Genomic DNA, 18512 nt, shown 5'->3' on the forward strand with positions numbered 1-18512 from the left:
TTAACATAATCGTTGTCAGGCGGGAACTGTTTTTTTATTAAGTCGATACTTTTTGCGAAATCTGATAGCGTTTTCTGCGCTGCACGCTGGTCAGGTCGATGCCCTGCAGCAGTAGCGCCAGATCGGTAGATTTAAGAGATAGGCCGTGTGTGCCTTCCGGGCCGGAGAGACGCTGGTACGTGCCCGCTTCCAGGCGTTTGTACCAGATAGCCAGGCCATCGTGGTCCCAGTAGAGCAGCTTGATTCGATCCTGTTTTTTGTTGAGAAATACAAACAGTCCCCCGTCGAGTACGTTTTGCTGTAGGTAGGCTTCGGTCATCCGCATCAGCCCGTCAAAACTTTTACGCATATCAGTGGGCACCGTGCAGAAATAAATTCGGGCCGGGAGATTCAGCATGCGCGCTGCTCCAGCGCGGCGAGCACGGTTTCGAGCGTGGTTTGATCACAGCCGTTTCCAACGCGAACGGTGGTGCCGTGTGAGAACACGATTTCAATCGGTGTGGGAAGCGGCTGGCGAGGGACCTCGATGGGCAGGAAGGATGTTGCAACTGTGTTCTCGGCATCGCGTTTTTTCAGCTCCCGCCGCCAGTAGTGGTAAGTTGGTTCGCTCAATCCCTCACGCTCACAGAAGGCACGGATCGAAAGTCCGGACTGCAGCCTGTCTGAAATTGTTTGTCGCCAGAACGCTTCGCGGTCCGGGTTCCGCCGCTGATCGGCACGTTGTGTTGGCTGGGATATGGGCATCGCATTCGCTCCTGAATATGCTGGGGTTGAAACACATTCAGAATACGATACACGTCAAGGTGTATTTCGTGGGCCGGTTACACGGGGGAGAGCGAAAACTTATTACTTTTTTGGTCCGAGAACTGGCCGCTGATGACGCCGTGGGAGAAGCTGGACAAGATTGGCGACAAAGTGCCGGGGCACAGCTAGTACAGATTCTTTCAACTGGCGGAAGTGGCAGTGTCACGAAGATTGTTTACAGCGATTCTTGATCGGATTATACGGCTGGCAATTCTGTCGCCACTGCGGGGCACGTGCGGCGTGAAGCTGCAGTGGATCAATTAATGGAAAATGGGGGTTCTCACCGAAAAAGTCCGCGCATAAAATGTATTGAGTGATGAAAAATTATTCGTTCGGCAGCGATTTCCGGATTTCAGCTACTGAAGGACTACAAATGAAGGATAACAAAGTGGAGAAAAATCACTTTAATTTAAACACGGGAAATCGCAGACCTTATAATCAACAGTAATCCATTCTTGGATCGGTTCCAGGCTAATCCAGGTGGGAAAGCTCAGATAGAGGACAGGTACAATGGATAAGCCCATTCTTGGTGAGCCCGACGCGCACGTGATGATGCGACATGCAAAATCAATACTGCGTTTTCTACTGATCGTTGCACTGATTGCTACGAGCGTACTCTTACTGTTCTTACCTTCGGCGGCCTACCTGTCTGCATTTGCAGTGCCTGTGATATTTATTGGTTTCGTATTCGTGAGTTATCTGGAACGTCAATCACAAGCGAAAGTGCTGCGCAGCAGAAATCAGTCGACCATTTCGCAAAAAGAAGCAGAAATGGATGTCCAATACGCGGGCATTTCTACCGCCATCGCCTTGACGCTGTTCTTAGGTTTGGGGGCTTTCATCCTGGCAGCAACGTTGGTCGAAGACTGGTCGATGGTGGGGGTGGTCGCAGCACTCTTCTTTCTCCTGTCGATATTTCTCCTTTTCCCTTTCATCCCACTGTTTATTAGAGAAGCAAAACGCGACGAGCACGACAAGATCCAACACGAAGCTGAGCTTCATGAAGAGCCCCAAAAATGAAACCGCTATCAGATGGATTGATGAATAGACGAATCGGCTCTTTTTGGCGAACAATGAGACTATAAGCAAAGCATGTTTGCGACGATGTCTGCTTTTGATTACTTGGACACTGTTCCAGTTCAGCAAAATCATTATTTGCGAACCGAAGAATTTCCCTCCTGCGTGAATGTGCAGGCGCCCGCTGTAAGCGGTGTTACCAAAATTTCATCTTCGCTGGTCTATCGCTGCTCAAGCAGTTTCAACGCATGTGACTCTCCCCATTTTTTCAATGCATTGATGACTGGCTTCAACGACTCTCCTTCTTTCGTGAGCTCGTACTCAACTCTTGGTGGGACTTCAGCGTAAACGGTTCTCGACACCAATCCACTTGATTCGAGTTCGCGAAGCTGCTTGGTAAGCATTCTTTGCGTCACGCAACCGGATGAATAAAGGGGTCAGGACTCAATAAATAAGAGTCCTGACCCGAATGGCACTGCCGCTGTTTTTATGATTTGTGTTTGCGCAACGATTCTTTCGTGACGTTGTCACGTATTTAATTTTCCAATTTTTTGCCAGTTCGCTGGAAATTGAGTTTGGCAAAACCTCTCCCGGCATTATGCTGCGTTCTGGCAGGATCTTCCTTGGGTTGGTGTGGGCAAAACATTTGACCAAGGAAGGTCCTATGCCATTTATATCATCTTCCCGAGTGAATGCAGCATCATTTTCTCTTTTCAAACGTTCGATGATGCAGGAGAGCAGCCTGCCGCTAGCCGACGTCCTTGACGATCAACGCTGGCAGCAGGTGTTTGACGAACACGAAATCGATTTTGGCAATGACCCCGATGCCATCTACACACCGGCGATCACGCTCTGGGCGTTAATCTCTCAGGTCTTCTTTTCCGGCGAGCAGCGCAGCTGTAAGGCAGCCGTGATCCGCGTTGCCAGCTTCTGGGCGGCACTGGGCCGGCGAGTCTGCAGCACGAATACTGGTGCTTACTGTCGGGCGCGACTCAAACTGTCCTTTACCGCCATCCGTGAGATCGTCCAGCAACTTGCCGCCGATGCCGAAGCGGCCTGTGACCAGAACTGTGTCCAGTCCCAAGAGCAGTCAGCGGCGCGGCTCAGTCCTTCCAACGTGGCCGATGTGAAATCACGGAGCACCGGCGGTCGCATTCTGCTTGTCGACGGCTTCACCATCACGGCCGCCGATACGCCTGAGAATCAGCGGGCCTATCCGCAGAATCCGGCACAGAAGCCAGGGCTCGGGTTCCCCGTTCTCCGCTGCGTTTCTCTGATCTCGATGACCACCGGACTGCTGGTTGACCTGGTGAGCGGACCTTACAGCGGTAAAGGGAGTGGCGAAACAGCCCTGCTTTGGCAAATGCTCGATGTACTCCGACCGGGAGATACTCTGGTGGCAGACTCGTATTACTGCACGTACTGGCTGGTGAGTGCTTGCCATGCGCGGGGCGTGCAGATCCTGATGAAAAATCATCACCTGCGAGACGATCATCCGCAAACCGCACGCCGACTGAACAAGCGAGAGCGCCTGGTGACGTGGTTACGTCCCCCCGTCCGTCCTGCCTGGATGGCCCGTCAGGAATACCGGCGACAGCCGCTGACACTCACTCTGCGCCTGGTCGATGTGCAGGTCAGTCAGCCGGGGTGTCGCACCAAAACTTTTACGATTGCCACCACCATCACAGATCGGAAAGCATGCCCGGCACGCTGGATCGCCGCCGTGTATCAGAGCCGCTGGCTGATCGAACTGGACATTCGCAGTATCAAGTGTTCTCTGGGCATGGATATTCTGCGTGCAAAGTCTCCGGCCATGGTGCTCACCGAACTCTGGTCATGTCTGCTGGCGTACAATCTGATTCGATTGAAGATGCTGCAGAGTAGCCTGGCGACAGGCCGTGATCCACGCTCGCTCTCGTTTACCACCACTCAGCAGATGCTGGCTGCAAGCTGGTTGCTGGGAGCTGTCACGCAGACGACCGAGGAATTAGCCACACTCGGACAGCAGGTCCCCTGCAGCGAACGTGTAGGACATCGCATCGGCCGAACAGAGCCCAGAGCTAATAAACGTCGCACCAAAGTGCTGGCTTTGCTGAAGCAACCAAGATACCATTACCATCAACAAAGAAGGGCAACTGTATGAACGCAAACTCTTTCACAACAACAGGCAGTGCCATTCAGTCCTAGTATCTCGGGTACGAGCGGCATTGGACCAGGCTTACAGAATTGATGTGGCTGGTTATATTGATAAGAGCTCATCCCTGATGGCCATCAGGGATGAGCTGCGACTTTGTAGATCGTCGAGTCCTGGGTGCTGATAGACACCGTGGGTCAGTTGGATCGCAGAGCCGCATCGTTTTCAACCCGAACAGTCGCTAGAGCCACTCAGGTGAGCTCGTATTTTACTAGGATGGGACACACGATGAAAGACTCCTCTTCAATTTCTGTGGTTGGCATTGATGTTTCTAAAGATTCACTCGATCTCTTCCATACGATTAATGGCCAGCAGCAGAAGATCGCTTATCAGCAGGATTCCCTCAAGCTGCTTGCCCGGCAGATCATCAAGCTCAACGCAACCGTCGTCATGGAAGCCACGGGTGGCTACGAAAAGAAACTGGTCAAATATTTACAGAGCCAGGGAATTGCATGTGCCGTGGTGAATCCGAAGCTGATTCGTGACTTTGCCAGAGCCTGTGGGAAGCTTGAGAAAAACGATGCCATCGACGCCAGGATCATCGCCTCTTTTGGACAGATGATGCAACCGAGGACGATGGGAAAAATCGATCGAAACAGGGAGAAACTCAAGTTGCTGGCAACTCGTCGAGAACAGGTTCAAAGTATGATTACCCAGGAATCCAATCGTCAGCAGCAAATTGAGGATCGGCAAATTCGGGCCTTCATTCAACGGGCGATCCAACTCTATCAGAAACAGCTTAAAAAACTGGACAATGAAATGCTGAAGGTCATTGAAGCCGACCAGACCATGAAACAGAAGTCCGAAATTCTGCTCTCTGCGAAAGGTGTCGGCCCGGCAACAACCGCTAACCTGATTGCCGGGCTGCCTGAACTCGGGCAACTGAATCGGCAGCAGATCGCCAAGCTCGTCGGCCTGGCTCCTCTCGTTCGGGACAGTGGCAAATTCAAAGGGCAGCGCAGAACATATGCCGGCAGAAGCCAGATACGGCGGATCCTTTATATGGCGACCTTAGTAGCCACGCGCTGGAACAGTCGCATCAAAGCATTTTACTTGTCCTTATTGGAAAGAGGTAAACCGAAGAAGCTGGCCATCACAGCCTGCATGAGAAAGTTTATCACCATCCTGAATTCCATGATGAAAAACAATCAGACGTGGGATCAAAATCTTCTTGCTTCTTGACATAATCCAAGACAGTCGCTGACCCCTTTAAATAACCAGGTCAGGTCTTTCTTTAACTCACGACAAAATGATGGTAAAGCCGTGATAAGCAGCAGTGTTTAAACTTAGAGATTCATTCTTGATAATACTTGCAAATATGTATAGTCTGAACGGAATGTTAAATGAACGGGGCGGGCATGCTTGTGTTGAGGGGGTTAGTTTAATGAGATTTCTAATTGTCGTATTGCCTTTTTCAATAGTGAAGCCGAGCGACTTCTGAGAGAAACTCATTGATGAAATCATGTCCCCCCCCATGACACGAATAGTGGGGATCAGATATTACAGGATTACCTGCCGTTTATACTTCATAGAGTATTTGAGCTTTTTTTAGTGATGCAGAATATTATGAATGATCGAGGTTTCAACTCAATTATTGATCCCCCATTTTCCTGGGCAGCAGTCAATACTCCCTTCCTTTATCATTAAACCCATATAAATTCAGGGATTCGTATCATGAGTCAGGAGATCGTCTACACTTCCGCGCCTCAGGGTTTGAAGCCGGGCAGTCGTGGATTCTGTACTGTGATCGCCACGCAGGGCATGGCCCGTAATCTGGCAGAACGCCTGGAATCCTTAAGTGGCTATCGTCATGCGTATGCAGTGCATGACGAACACGCGCATCTCAATCCGGTCAATTATTCGCATTTGAAAGTCACCGTGGGTGGCCAGGAATATTCCGTACTGTCCCGTATCGGCGATGCCGGCCAGGACTATACAGGCCGAACCAACAAACTGGCGCATCATGTAGCACTGACGCCTTCAGAACGTCCCCCCGCGGGCCCGGCCTACCAGCTGCAACAGCCAGGTTTTTGCATAGAAGCATGGGACTCTCAGACTCGTTATACTGAGATAAACTGCCATCGCCTGAGCAGCGATCATCCTCCCTTGACCCAGTGCACCAGTTGGTCGAGGTGGTGTGATGCGGGCTGGGCAGGTGTGCTGGCAGAATCGGCATTGGAAGGGAGAAATCAGTCGCAGACGATTATCTATCCGGTGGAAGCCGGCAGCAGTACGCTGGCGCTGGTGTCAGAGGCGTTACAACTGCTGCCGGAAAAGCAACGCTGGGAGGTGACCTTCAGTACCTATTTCACAAAGCTGCCGGCTGGCGTGGATTGTCAGTGGCGGTTTGTGCTGGATGGTAGCCCGGAAGCAGAAGCCGCACGGCGTAATCCTCGAGTGAAACTGATTGACCTGTGTGCCGATCTGGGAACGGCCCCGGAAGGGCCCCTGGTAGCAGCAGCCCGGACTGGGCAACGTCCTCAACAGCTGAAGACAGATCTTCCTTCAACACCAGTGCCAGAACCACCGGTTCCAACTCCCTCGCCTTCCGCAAGTCCCAAGCGTACCACAAGCCCCCCTCCGTTGGCGCAGCATTTTCAAAAAGCGAAATCGAATGGGAGCCGAAAACTCCTGATTGGTACAGGGGTCGTTCTGCTCCTGCTGATGATTGTGGGAATGGGTTACCTGTTGATGCCGGACCAACGAGATCAGGAAAAAGTTGTCAAAAATTCGCCCCCACCACTGAAGATGGAGAACAAGAAAGCCCTGGAAAAGATGGAGCGAGAAAAGGCAGAGGCAGTCGCGAAAGAAGTGAAGCGTCTTTCACCTGTCAATAAAACTGAAACAGCAACAATTGACGAACCCCCGCTTGTTGCATCCAAGCCCATACTCGCTGAAATCACGAAAACAGCAGATACGCCACAAAAGCCAGTCAAACCAAGCATACGCGATACTTATCTTGTATTCGGTGAGCATCCTGATTTCTATCTTACAGAAAATAAAAATGAGAAGGCGAACGATGATAAGGCGATTTGGTTCCCGGGAGGAAAGCTGCTCGTATTACCGATGTCTCAGGTGAAAATTCATCTTACCGATCAGTTGGAACTGACCGTCCATGAAAAAACAGAAATTGAATTATCAATGGATGAAGTGAATTCCGGTGAGAAATCAGTCCCCAGAATTTCGTTGAGATTCGGCCGGATTACCGTGGAGAACGTGAGTCAAAAATCTCAAGAGATCATTCTGTCAGAAGCAACAAAATCCCGTCACTTACATCGTATTGCAATGACTCCCTTGGGAGTAACAAATAATATAACTGCAATATTTGAGGCAGACTTGCCTATAGCACCGCTTAAAGAGAGTCAATTGAAACTATTTGCACGATCCGGAGAAATCAAATTAGATTCAGATAAGAACCCTCTAGGAATTGAAAAGCGAGAAAGTGAGTCACCATCCAAAATACCGGCAGTTGATTTACAAGACTCTAAGGAAATTACTGCAGCACTGACTGGTGAAAAGGGAGCATCCCCTGATTCGAGATCTGAAAAATATTATCAAGACATAAAACGGATCCTGTTGGAAAAGCTGAATCAGTCCGAGGGGCAGCAAAAAGCACAGCTGACCCTGGCTCTTGGCCTGCTGGGCGAGGTCGACCCTCTGGTTAAGGCACTCATGGAACCTGAGAAGAAGGCAGAGGTGGCTTTATCGTGGCCTGAGTTTGTGGATGTGCTCCACTGGCAACTGGTCAGCTTACCTGAAAGCGATCAAAAAGCTCAGGAAGAAAAGATCTGGCAGGCGGTGAACAGTCAGCTGTCGCCTGGAGAAAGCATCGCTACAATTTCCGAATTGAAAATAGAATATGACAACCAGTTGAAATCCTATAATGCAGAGAAGAAAGATATTCCAGAGGAAAAACAGGAAAGCAAAAAAGAGAAACTGGAGCTACCCAAGGAATTAGTGGATGCCTGGGAACGCCTGCGTACTGCAGAGGATTTGCTCGATTTAATTCGTGGTAATAGCGCTCGATTAAAGATTGACACCTTTGGCAGTGGTGGAACTGTACGCGCGGAATCGGTTCTTAAAAAACCGACTGGCGACATCTATTTCGTTAAAATCTTGCAGTATGGTGACCAGCAGTTGAAAGTAGGGGATTATTTATCAAGGGCGCTTGTGATCTGGAATCTGGAGAGAATTTCAGGAAAACCGCATACTTCCGCTCGAGTTTCTAATCCGTCCCATGCCGGAGAACCCAGAGCTTTAGATCACTGGAAAGACGAATTCGAGAAACATAAATAAGTAACAACCCTTGTTTTAATAAAGACTTTACGGCTGGCATTTACTATCTACTGCACTTCTCCAGAAAATCAAATCTAAACGCTCGTTTCTCGTGGACATGCATGTTAGTATATATGTCACTGGGGACTTTTGTATCAACCTGTAACCAGGTTTACCCTGGTAGATTCATGTCGATTAAACAGTCAACTTGACTGGCAACGACAGTGAGTGGTTTCCATTGAGATAGATTCCCGTGGGAGAGGTTTTGTGTCGAAGGGCCGTGAAAAAACGATTACACAAACATTGCTGAAGCAAGTTATCTGTCCTCACTGCTGGAATGAATTTCCTCCTGAAGAGATACTTTGGGTTGCCGCCCATTCGGATCTGACAGGTGATCCACTTCTGGGAAATGATGCACAACAGCGATTTCTGCCTTCCCGTTTTAATGTCCAAGGCAAAGCCCTGGATATCAAAGGGGTCGCATGCAGTAAACTGGCCTGTCCTCAATGTCATTTGCTGATTCCCCGACAGTTGCTGGAAATGGAGCCATTCTTTATTTCAATCCTGGGCGCTCCCGGCTCGGGGAAATCGTATTTTCTGGCAGCCATGACCTGGAAACTACGGTCGATTTTGAGCAATCAATTCGGGCTTAGTTTTGGCGATGCCGACCCCGAAGCGAACCAGCTTTTAATCGATTACGAAGAAGAACTGTTCCTCAATAATAACGAGGACAAATTAGTCGCGCTTCGAAAGACGGAACTGGAAGGGGGGGAATTGTACGAGACGGTCAATTATGGATCAGGTAGAACGGTACAGTATCCCAAACCATTTGTGTTCCCCATCCAACCCGAACCGGGTCACCAGTATGGTGTGCACAGCAGGCGACTGGCACGTGCTTTGTGTCTGTATGATAACGCGGGCGAACATTTTCTCCCGGGAAACGAAACGGCAAACAGGCCAGTTCAACATCTGGCTGTCTCGCGTGTGTTACTGTTTTTATTTGACCCTACACAGCATCCGAAATTCAGGAATGCCTGCAAAGGCCAAAGCCAGGACCCCCAGATGGTGGATAATGTCTGGAGTAACCGCCAGGATCTGATCTTCCAGGAAGCGGCAAATCGTATCCGCAACTATAAAGGGCTGCCTGCGCATGAAAAAGATGATCGTCCCCTCGTGGTCGTTGTTACAAAATATGATGCATGGTGCTCACTGGCGAGCGGAAAACCTCTGAAAGAAGAATGGGCAACCAGTCCGGCTAATCCCCCTTATTTCGGTTTGAATCTGAAGCAGTTACGAAATATTTCCAGGCAGATACGCGATATTGTATTGAAGTATGCACCTGAGATGGTGTCTGCTGTGGAGGGCTTTTCGTCAGATGTGATCTATGTTCCGGCGAGTGCCCAGGGACAAGCGCCTGAACTGATTGAAGAATCAGGTTATTTAGGAATTCGCCCCAAAGATATCAAATCGATGTGGATCGAAATCCCCATGCTCTATGCGCTTCATCGCTCTGTCCCAGGCCTCATCTCTACTGTGAAGAGTGAGGAAGCGAAAAAAAAGGCAGCTTCATCAGTCAATAAAGATCAGACCGGTAAGGACCAACACTCCTCACCATCACAGCCACGCATCTTCAGGGATTCGGGAACATGAGTCAGGAGATCGTCTACACTTCCGCGCCTCAGGGTTTGAAGCCGGGCAGTCGTGGATTCTGTACCGTGATCGCCACGCAGGGCATGGCCCGTAATCTGGCAGAACGCCTGGAATCCTTAAGTGGCTATCGTCATGCGTATGCAGTGCATGACGAACACGCGCATCTCAATCCGGTCAATTATTCGCATTTGAAAGTCACCGTGGGTGGCCAGGAATATTCCGTACTGTCCCGTATCGGCGATGCCGGCCAGGACTATACAGGCCGAACCAACAAACTGGCGCATCATGTGGCACTGACGCCTTCAGAACGTCCCCCTGCGGGACCAGCCTACCAGCTGCAACAGCCAGGTTTTTGCATAGAAGCATGGGACTCTCAGACTCGTTATACTGAGATAAACTGCCATCGCCTGAGCAGCGATCATCCTCCCTTGACCCAGTGCACCAGCTGGTCGAGGTGGTGTGATGCGGGCTGGGCAGGTGTGCTGGCAGAATCGGCGTTGGAAGGGGGAAATCAATCACAGACGATTATCTATCCGGTGGAAGCCGGCAGCAGTACGCTGGCGCTGGTGTCAGAGGCGTTACAGCTGCTGCCGGAAAAGCAACGCTGGGAGGTGACCTTCAGTACCTATTTCACAAAGCTGCCGGCTGGCGTGGATTGTCAGTGGCGGTTTGTGCTGGATGGTAGTCCGGAAGCAGAAGCCGCACGACGTAATCCTCGCGTGAAACTGATTGACCTGTGTGCCGATCTGGGAACGGCCCCGGAAGGGCCCCTGGTAGCAGCAGCCCGGACTGGGCAAATCAATCGACAGAAGGATTCGGCGTCCCCAAAAGCGATTCATGTAGCGCCACCGATCCCGTCCCATGAAATCGTACAGCAGGATTCGACGGAAGAAAATTCCGATTTCCCCGAGCCAGCTTCTCCTGTGCCCCCTCCTGTTGTGAAAACGCGGAGAGCTTCCGGTCCTCCCCCGCTGGAGAAACATTTTCAGAAACCAAAAAAGAGTCGCAAGCTGCTCATTGGTTCGAGTGTCGTTTTGCTGTTCGTTTTGATTGCAGGAACCGTTTACCTGTTGATGCCGGGACAGAATGAACATGAGCAAGTCGTTCAATCCCCAAAACCGCCAACAGAGATGAAACAGAAAATAATCCTGGAGAAGATGGAGAAAGACAAAATAGAAGCGTCTGTAAAAAAGGTGAAGCGGCTTAAACCTGTTGAAAAGCCAAAACAAGTTGTCTCAATCCCCCAGGCTGAAATGGTACCTGAACCTGAACCAAAACAGGTTAAAAAAGAGCCGAAGAAAAAGCCACTCGAGGATGTTCTTAAGAAGCATCATCGGATGCTTCCTTTGCCATTACTTGACCAGAGCCTCAACAGTAGCAGCGATCCATACGAACTTACAAAAGTCTTTGTTAGAGGTAAACAGAATTGTCATTTAGAACTTCTGGGTAGCGAGAAAGTACTTGGGGATGGCAGCAAATTTGTACTGGAATCTCTCCCCAAAACACCGAACCAATGGAATGTGATCAAAAAGTCGGGTAGCGGCTTCGGTCAGAAGGTAGTGGGGCATTTCCAGATGATCAATAACTCCCTTACGTTCGTATGGGGGAAGGAGCCTCCTGAAAAATGGCAATTTTTGAAATATTGCCTGCTGAAAATCACTGTTGGTGGTGACTCTGTGCTCTGTCGTCTCTCGGAACCCAATTCAGAACTCAAGATTGAAAATAATTCTCTTGGTCTTGATTTTAAATCAAAGTTACTAAGTAATAATATTCCGCTTTCAATAAATTCTCTTCCTCCAGAAGAGCTCCTCCGTTTAAAAATTCAAGTTCATGGAACTCCTCAGGATGGATTAGTTGGCTATCCCAGATTTCAATATGTGAAGGATTCGGAATTAGAGTTAAATTCGAAAAAAGAATCAGTAGAAATTCGTTTTTTCAATCCAATTATGAAAGTTGATGAACCATTTTTGGACCTGGTTATTTCATTCATTCGCCTATCAGATAGTTATGGAATAAAAATCCAATCGCAGGCTCATGGGAAAATTCTCAAAGATGGAGAGAGTGCTCTTCAGAGCAAGTTCGTATCACACCAGATTATTATAGAGAACCTCGACTATTGTAATCTCCAAATTGACAACCGAAATAAATTCATTCGGAAAGCTACTACTAAACTCGCTAAGCTTGATTCACAACTAGATGAGAAAAATCATATTTTAAAACCAATAGAAAGTAATCCCACGTTTCCCAAACAGCCTCAGGCGAATGCCGACATGAATGTCATTGCTAATTATTATCAACAGGTTTATCAATGGCTCGTATTGAATAAGATCAAGTTGGATTACCCATCACTTAAATTACAACAGGCTAAGTTAGTCCAAGATATTACAAAATTAAAAAAGTCTATCGAAGACAGCAATACTCATATTAACTTTGCAAGAGATAACGAAAAATGGTGTAACAATATGCTGAAACTCTTCGACCAGTTAGAGAAGAACGTGACCATCGATTACGAACTCTTTATCGAAATCGAAGGTGAGAAAGTTGTGATTATTAAGACCACCCCCGACAGTAAAAAGCATTAGCTTTTGTTAACGACAGCTGCTTTTGGAATGGAAGTATCCAGGACTTTGATTTCAGATCTGCTTTAAGACTTCTGGAACGATACGAAGATACCCTCAGGGATAAAAAGTAATGAGAGACCAGCAGAGTATAATTGAAGAGATCCAGGCAATTCTGTCTTCAGACATCGATGCAGAGCAGGAAACACTGGAAGCCCTGGAAGATCGGTTCGTCAGAGCAGTTGAAGAAGCCAATGGTCGGTTGCGGGAGTGTGAAACTCTGTTGCACCAGGGACTACGGACGGAAGCGCTTGGAAAGTGTGAAATCACTCCCAATCTGTTGGATGTTGTCGCGGCCCTGGATTTCCCCGGACGTGAGGTCTGGGTCGATTATCTCTCCCAGTTTGATCTGCCGGCCCCTCCGGAATTACAGCTCGATATTGCCGCCGACCTTAACGAAGCGTATTCGGAAGAGCAGCCTTTAAACGGCCTGATGCGTTTGAATCGCTTACACGCGCTGGCACGCAGCCCCTTGAAAACAAGAATCGGAATTCTCCGCCGACTGGCAGAAGCCGACCAGACCAACCCCATCTGGGAAGATGACCTGCATGTATTTGAACGCGCTCGTCAGATGCAGCTCAAAGATGAAGCGAATGTTGCCGTGAAACAGTTGGACACAAAACAACTGGCTCTACTGGAACAGGAACTGCTCGATCCAAACTGGCTGGAACGACCTTCTAAAAAACTGCTCTCCAATGTATCTGCTGCGCATTCACAACTGCGTGCCAAAGAGGCGCGCGAGGAAATGGTAAAAATTGAAGAAGGCCTGACGTCTGCTTTCAGTGACTTTGACCTTAAGGCGGCACGAAACTTACGTCAGCGCTGGAATGCGCTGGTTCCGATTGCCAGCCTCCCCCCAGATGATCAGTTATGGGATTTGGCAGGACCGGCTCTGGACTGGTTGAAACAGGAGGATCAGAAAGAACAGGAAGAGCAGGAATACCAGCTCGCCTTATCGCAACTGGAACAGGGGCTGGACGCTGAACTCCCCAAAGAGGAACTGGAGCGGCTCTATTACCAGGCTGTAAAAAATGATCGTGCTCTTCCCGATGTATTACATCGACGTCTTTCCGAACGGCTCGAATATCAGGAACTCGCGGCCCGACGTAAAGGGCGGCTGATTATTTCCTGCGTTGCTATGGGGGTCTTATTGATCGGGGCCGGAATTACGTTTCTGATTGTCAGGCAAATCCACAACAAAGAACTGGCTACATCTGTTGCTGCTGCAACGGAACTGCTTGAGTCAGCTCGGACAACAGGAAATTTCAAAGAAGTCAACCGTTATTTTGAGCAGTTGGAGTCAGAGAACCAGAGGGTCGCCGATAGTCCTGAAGTCAAAAAACTCAAGGCAGACCTGAAACTTGCGATTGAAGCTGAGAGGGGACGGCAAGATAAATTTCGAAATATCCTTGATGATGCGCGCACGAGAGGGGTCTTGAATGCAAGCTGGGAAACCATGCCCGCCGCCCTGGAAAGTCTGGATGAAGCCAAGGAAGTGGCCATTACGGATGCAGAGTATGGACAAATTGTCGAATTGACTCGTAAGGTCAACGAAAAACAGATTGGAATGCAGAAAGAAGTTGATGACCGCTTCCGAACTGATTTAGACAAACTGAAGGCAGGCATCGCCGGTGCTGACCAGGAAAATCTGACTCAACTGCAGGGGCTGGTAAATCAGGCGAATGAGCTCAACGCGCGACCTCGTGTCAGTTCGGAGTACTCTGTTCTGGTACCACCTCTGATCAATTCCTTGAATTCAATGACGACAACAACGTTAGAAAAACAGCGTGAGAGCAGAGCTTTACAGCAGATCACTGAGGCGGTGGGAGATCGGAATCGGTTTAAAACGGCCTTGGAAAAATACTCCTCTCAAAATCAGACGGCACGAGCAGAAGCGATTAAAAAAGTTTTAGAGGATGAATTTACGGTCTGGGTTGGACTCAATGCCTGGAATCATTTTATTGATAAATGCTCCAGGACCGATTTCACGAAACTCTCTCAGGATGAGTCAAAAGCTTTCGAGAGTGAAGCCAGAAAAATACAGGAAGAATACAAGGATTTTCCAGCAGCAGAATATATACAACCTCTGGTGGACATGCTGCAATCCAGGAACAGTCGCGTTACTGAGAACGGAGAGAAACTACAGTACCAGTTAAATGATGTATTCAGCAATGAAACAGTCGCGAATCTTCTGATGATCAAAACAACCGATGGCAAAAGGTACTATTTTAAAGAGCCTCCGAATTCAAGCGGGGCCGTGCTTGTTGTCAATTTTCTGGATGGTTTTGATTTAGTGAAAATTGGTGGTGTGGAGCGAATTCAAAAGGGAGAAATAACATATCCAATTCAAGATGGGAAAGTAAATTACGCAGCGCCACAAGCAGTGTTTAGTACTGCAGCACAGGACCTGATGGCCGGACTTGATAGAAAAGGCTGGGAGAAAACATTTATTGAAATACTGGTTTTATTGTTTGACAATGAAGAGATGGAGCCGATGCTCAAACTTCAGTTGATCGAAAGTATCTTGAAAGTCGCATCTCAGGGCAGCCTGTTTATCAAGCAGGAATTTGCTTCCCAAATGGATATCTTATCAAACTCCAATCTTGATTTTACCGTCAACTGGATTAACCCGGAAAACCTCAATGCCAAACTTGCCGAAAAAAAAGCAATTCGCGTTTTGGCAAGAATGGAACACCCTAAATCTGCACTGAAATCATTAGAAGCATATCAAGCGAAATGGAAGAAACCTGTTCTGGCAAATCAATATGAATGGTACGGGTGGATGATTGAAGATAAAGCAGAAGGCAAGTGGATCTGCAAAACAAAATCAGTGCCTCTTGAGTCGGAAAACAAGATTTTATTTGCCATTTATCCTAAGCCTGAACCGGTAGATCCAAAACCGGAATCTGAATCGGCAGATCCTAACTCTAAATTGATGGAAATAGTAAGAGTCGGAGAAGTTCAGAAAGGAAAAGCTACCCTCTCGGGGGCACCTTATGCCTTCCAGGAAGGACGTCCGGTTTTTTACGTGAAAAAGAATACGAATACTGATTAAGGGAGGAGACACCAGGTGTTCTTTCTCTCAATAAATTACAACAAGGGTTAATACTTTGTCAGATCAATTATTTATACGAATTCGCGGAAATGTAAAAGGACCTCTTACTGCGGAGCAGATTCGAGTCCAGGCACATCGTGGACGGTTTGGTCGACATAATGAAATTTCCGAAGACGGGATTAATTGGAGTCGTGCTTCTTCACGACCTGACTTGTTTCCTGCTTCTGCACAACCCAAAGTTCGTAAGAAACAGGAAGTGGAGGTGGTCTCTGAAACTGAAACCGAAGATCAGCTCTCTGAGTCATACGAACTGGCGGAAATTTCTGACAATGAACAGAAAAACTGGTACTACTCACAAGGTTCGGAACGTCAGGGACCGGTTTCGTTCTCGGAACTCCAATCCCTTGCGTCAGCAGGTAAACTTAAACCGAATGATTATGTATGCCAGGAAGGCATGCAGGATTGGGAATTAAGCAGCGACATCCCGGGCTTATATTCAACTCCTCAAATAGTGACTCAGCCAATCGTAGAAGCTGCTGGTGTGAATCAAGTCGGCGAGTCAGAATTCACACGAACAGCCCCCATGGCGGTGGCCAGCCTGGTTCTGGGACTGGTCGGCTTCAACATCATATTTTTATTAGGGAGCATTCTGGCTGTCATTTTTGGTCATGTCGCTCTCAAACAAATCAAACAGGCGGGAGGAAGACTCAGCGGTCGCGGAATGGCGATCGCTGGCCTGCTGCTGGGGTATGGGGTCATTTTTGTCTGTTTGATAGTGATCGTTGTGCTTGCCATTTTTATGCTGATTGGCATCATGGCAGCGAGTTCGTAGTACAACCATAGTCTTCACTCGATCATTCGGCACCTTGAGCGTAACAATAGAAAATATTCTGGGAGGATCGTTGGCTATTACTACTGAAGTTCCCCTTTCCTGGTCGCGTCAGGATATTGAACAACGACTTGCATTTAAAGGGGGAAGGTACACACGCGTCAATACTCTACTCTCCATTCTATCAGGGGGAATACTCACCGTTATTTTCTATGCGCTACTCATTCCGCTGGAAGGAACATTTTTCGCAGAAATGTTTACCAGACGTGGTTTCATTCCTTATCTGATCTGCTTTTTCTCATTATGGTCCTTGTCAATTCTGTTCATCAAGTACCGTAAACTCTCCCTGCAAAAGAAGAGTCTGGCTTACATTGTCGTTCCCTCCGATGCGAGTTTCGTGTTGTCGTCAACCACTGTGGATACCGTAATCGACAATATTTATGAGTGTGTTGATGACCCCAGGCACTTTGTGCTGTTCAATCGGATTATTATTGCTCTCTCTAATTTGCGAAATCTGGGGCGAGTCACTGATGTCGACGAAATCCTCCGTTCGCAGGCAGTACATGACGAGTCTTCCATGGAAACCAGTTACTCCCTCTTAAGCGGATTTATCTGGGCGATCCCCGTTCTAGGGTTTATAGGAACGGTTTTGGGACTTTCTCAGGCGATTGGCGGTTTTGGAAAAGTTCTGCAGACCAGTGAAGAACTCAGTCAGATCAAAACATCATTACAGGGAGTAACTGGTGGACTGGCAACTGCATTCGAGACGACGTTACAGGCATTGATTGCAGCACTCTTTATTCAGTTGATCCTCACCTTCCTGAAGAAATCGGAAGAAGAATTCCTCGATTCCTGCTCAGAATACTGCATCACAAACATCGTCAATAAACTTCGCATCATGCCTTTTGAAAATCAGAATGACAATTGAGCGAGATGAGCAGTTGGTATTTTAAATCCGACGAGAATGAATATGGTCCATATTCATTGGATGAATTGATCTTCTTGAAGAATCAGGGGAAGCTCGCGCCAGGCGCGCAGGTAAAAAACAGTACAGACAGCGTCTGGCTTCGTGCGGATTCCGTTCGTGAACTGTTTTCAAAAGAAAGACTGACACGTTCCAAAATCAATCTTTCATCCTTATTAGAACCGCGTGCAGCCCAACAGCAATCATCCACCAGTTCTGAAATAGTCGAGTTCATTGACGAAACAACGCATGAAACAAAGATCCCCCCTTTGCCGGTAACCAATCGGAATCGACGTCATAAAAATGTAATTATCAGCATGCTGGCAGGGGGACTTCTCCTGCTGTTGCTTTTGTTGCTGGTACTCTTTTTATGGGAAGATCCGACACAGCCGGAAACCGTTGCCAGTTCACCCGCCTCACAACTCCAGGAAGCGGAAACAGCAGGGGGACAAAGCCCAGAGGGAAACGGCGCGACCGGCGATACGATGCCATCGATTGCAGAATCGGCCCAGAGTCAGGAGAGCAAGGTAGACCCGAATCCAGAAGCTGAAACGCCAGAGTCGATTTCACAGGAAACGTCGCTTGAGTCAAAACCACCTGAAAAGCAGAATGGAACGACCAACAAAGAACCACCGGCATCCGGTCTGCTCACTGCCAGTCGACTTTCTGTAGCCAGCCCCGGCAATGAGAACATCACTGGAAATAATCAGGAAATCAATAAACGTCTTGAACGAGAGGGAGCTAAAACCGGTGATGTTCAGATTTCCCTGATCTGGAATAACAGAAATGATTTGGACCTGCATGTATTATGCCCCACTGGTGAAAGAATTTCATTTGATCACAAGCATTCCGCAGATGGCGGAGAACTGGATGTCGACATGAATGTACGTGGCGAATCATTACAGCCGGTGGAAAATATTTACTGGCCTCCCAGAAACATGCGTAAAGGAATCTACAAGGTCTTCGTCCATCATTACAGTCGGCACGGATCTCCCGATCCCACGAAGTATACAGTCAGGATTATGGTGGGCGGAAAAAGCAGGCAGTTTTCAGGAACCCTCAATTATGGTGATCCTCCTGTATTGATCGATAATTTATCTCGATAA

At 48.3% G+C, this 18512-nt stretch carries 12 protein-coding genes and 1 pseudogene; 10 read left to right on the forward strand and 3 right to left on the reverse strand.

Annotation, left to right across the window (positions count from 1 at the left end):
* Positions 1-37: 37 nt before the first annotated feature.
* Both tnpB and tnpA read right to left on the reverse strand, forming a co-directional pair.
* Complete coding sequence (gene tnpB / locus GmarT_RS09400; RefSeq protein ID WP_002645298.1) at positions 38-397, reverse strand: IS66 family insertion sequence element accessory protein TnpB; 360 nt, start codon at positions 395-397, stop codon at positions 38-40.
* Complete coding sequence (gene tnpA, locus GmarT_RS09405; RefSeq protein WP_002645297.1) at positions 391-744, reverse strand: IS66 family insertion sequence element accessory protein TnpA; 354 nt, start codon at positions 742-744, stop codon at positions 391-393. Before tnpA ends, tnpB begins: the two co-directional genes overlap by 7 nt.
* 570 nt (positions 745-1314) lie before the next feature.
* Between tnpA and GmarT_RS09410 the strand changes: the two genes are divergently transcribed.
* Positions 1315-1824 (forward strand): hypothetical protein, encoded by a 510-nt coding sequence (locus GmarT_RS09410; RefSeq protein WP_002649807.1) that lies wholly within the window; start codon positions 1315-1317, stop codon positions 1822-1824.
* 218 nt (positions 1825-2042) lie between these two features.
* On the opposite strand, the pseudogene GmarT_RS09415 reads toward GmarT_RS09410, so the two are convergent.
* A pseudogene (locus GmarT_RS09415) lies at positions 2043-2243 on the reverse strand (winged helix-turn-helix transcriptional regulator); the annotation flags it as partial.
* Positions 2244-2485: 242 nt separating this feature from the next.
* Between GmarT_RS09415 and GmarT_RS09420 the strand changes: the two are divergent.
* From GmarT_RS09420 to GmarT_RS09460, 9 genes are all read left to right on the forward strand, one after another.
* The gene (locus tag GmarT_RS09420; protein WP_230682347.1) at positions 2486-3964 is read left to right on the forward strand and encodes an IS4 family transposase; all 1479 of its coding nucleotides are present in this window, start codon (positions 2486-2488) and stop codon (positions 3962-3964) included.
* 279 nt (positions 3965-4243) lie between these two features.
* Entirely contained in the window at positions 4244-5197 is a 954-nt protein-coding gene (locus tag GmarT_RS09425) for an IS110 family RNA-guided transposase (protein WP_002643830.1), read from the forward strand.
* Between the two features lie 492 nt (positions 5198-5689).
* Positions 5690-8311, forward strand: a complete 2622-nt coding sequence (locus GmarT_RS09430; RefSeq protein ID WP_002648419.1) for a GAP1-N2 domain-containing protein — start codon at positions 5690-5692, stop codon at positions 8309-8311.
* A gap of 246 nt (positions 8312-8557) precedes the next feature.
* Entirely contained in the window at positions 8558-9940 is a 1383-nt protein-coding gene (locus tag GmarT_RS09435) for a hypothetical protein (RefSeq protein ID WP_002648418.1), read from the forward strand.
* On the forward strand, positions 9937-12522 hold the full coding sequence (locus GmarT_RS09440) for a GAP1-N2 domain-containing protein (protein ID WP_002648417.1): 2586 nt from the start codon (positions 9937-9939) through the stop codon (positions 12520-12522). Before GmarT_RS09435 ends, GmarT_RS09440 begins: the two co-directional genes overlap by 4 nt.
* A gap of 109 nt (positions 12523-12631) precedes the next feature.
* On the forward strand, positions 12632-15613 hold the full coding sequence (locus GmarT_RS09445) for a hypothetical protein (protein ID WP_002648416.1): 2982 nt from the start codon (positions 12632-12634) through the stop codon (positions 15611-15613).
* Positions 15614-15668: 55 nt separating this feature from the next.
* The gene (locus GmarT_RS09450) at positions 15669-16445 is read left to right on the forward strand and encodes a GYF domain-containing protein (protein WP_002648415.1); all 777 of its coding nucleotides are present in this window, start codon (positions 15669-15671) and stop codon (positions 16443-16445) included.
* Positions 16446-16515: 70 nt separating this feature from the next.
* Entirely contained in the window at positions 16516-17370 is an 855-nt protein-coding gene (locus GmarT_RS09455) for a MotA/TolQ/ExbB proton channel family protein (protein ID WP_230682346.1), read from the forward strand.
* 5 nt (positions 17371-17375) lie between these two features.
* The gene (locus GmarT_RS09460) at positions 17376-18512 is read left to right on the forward strand and encodes a DUF2135 domain-containing protein (RefSeq protein ID WP_002648413.1); all 1137 of its coding nucleotides are present in this window, start codon (positions 17376-17378) and stop codon (positions 18510-18512) included.

It is taken from the genome of Gimesia maris (assembly GCF_008298035.1).
Lineage (GTDB): Bacteria > Planctomycetota > Planctomycetia > Planctomycetales > Planctomycetaceae > Gimesia > Gimesia maris.

What these genes read in the sequence shown, in the direction of transcription:
- GmarT_RS09410 (WP_002649807.1), top strand. Translation starts at nt 1,315, where the DNA reads ATGGATAAGCCCATTCTTGGTGAGCCCGACGCGCACGTGATGATGCGA.
- GmarT_RS09430 (WP_002648419.1), top strand. Translation starts at nt 5,690, where the DNA reads ATGAGTCAGGAGATCGTCTACACTTCCGCGCCTCAGGGTTTGAAGCCG.
- tnpA (WP_002645297.1), bottom strand. Translation starts at nt 744, where the DNA reads ATGCCCATATCCCAGCCAACACAACGTGCCGATCAGCGGCGGAACCCG.
- GmarT_RS09460 (WP_002648413.1), top strand. Translation starts at nt 17,376, where the DNA reads ATGAGCAGTTGGTATTTTAAATCCGACGAGAATGAATATGGTCCATAT.
- GmarT_RS09440 (WP_002648417.1), top strand. Translation starts at nt 9,937, where the DNA reads ATGAGTCAGGAGATCGTCTACACTTCCGCGCCTCAGGGTTTGAAGCCG.
- GmarT_RS09425 (WP_002643830.1), top strand. Translation starts at nt 4,244, where the DNA reads ATGAAAGACTCCTCTTCAATTTCTGTGGTTGGCATTGATGTTTCTAAA.
- GmarT_RS09420 (WP_230682347.1), top strand. Translation starts at nt 2,486, where the DNA reads ATGCCATTTATATCATCTTCCCGAGTGAATGCAGCATCATTTTCTCTT.
- GmarT_RS09445 (WP_002648416.1), top strand. Translation starts at nt 12,632, where the DNA reads ATGAGAGACCAGCAGAGTATAATTGAAGAGATCCAGGCAATTCTGTCT.
- tnpB (WP_002645298.1), bottom strand. Translation starts at nt 397, where the DNA reads ATGCTGAATCTCCCGGCCCGAATTTATTTCTGCACGGTGCCCACTGAT.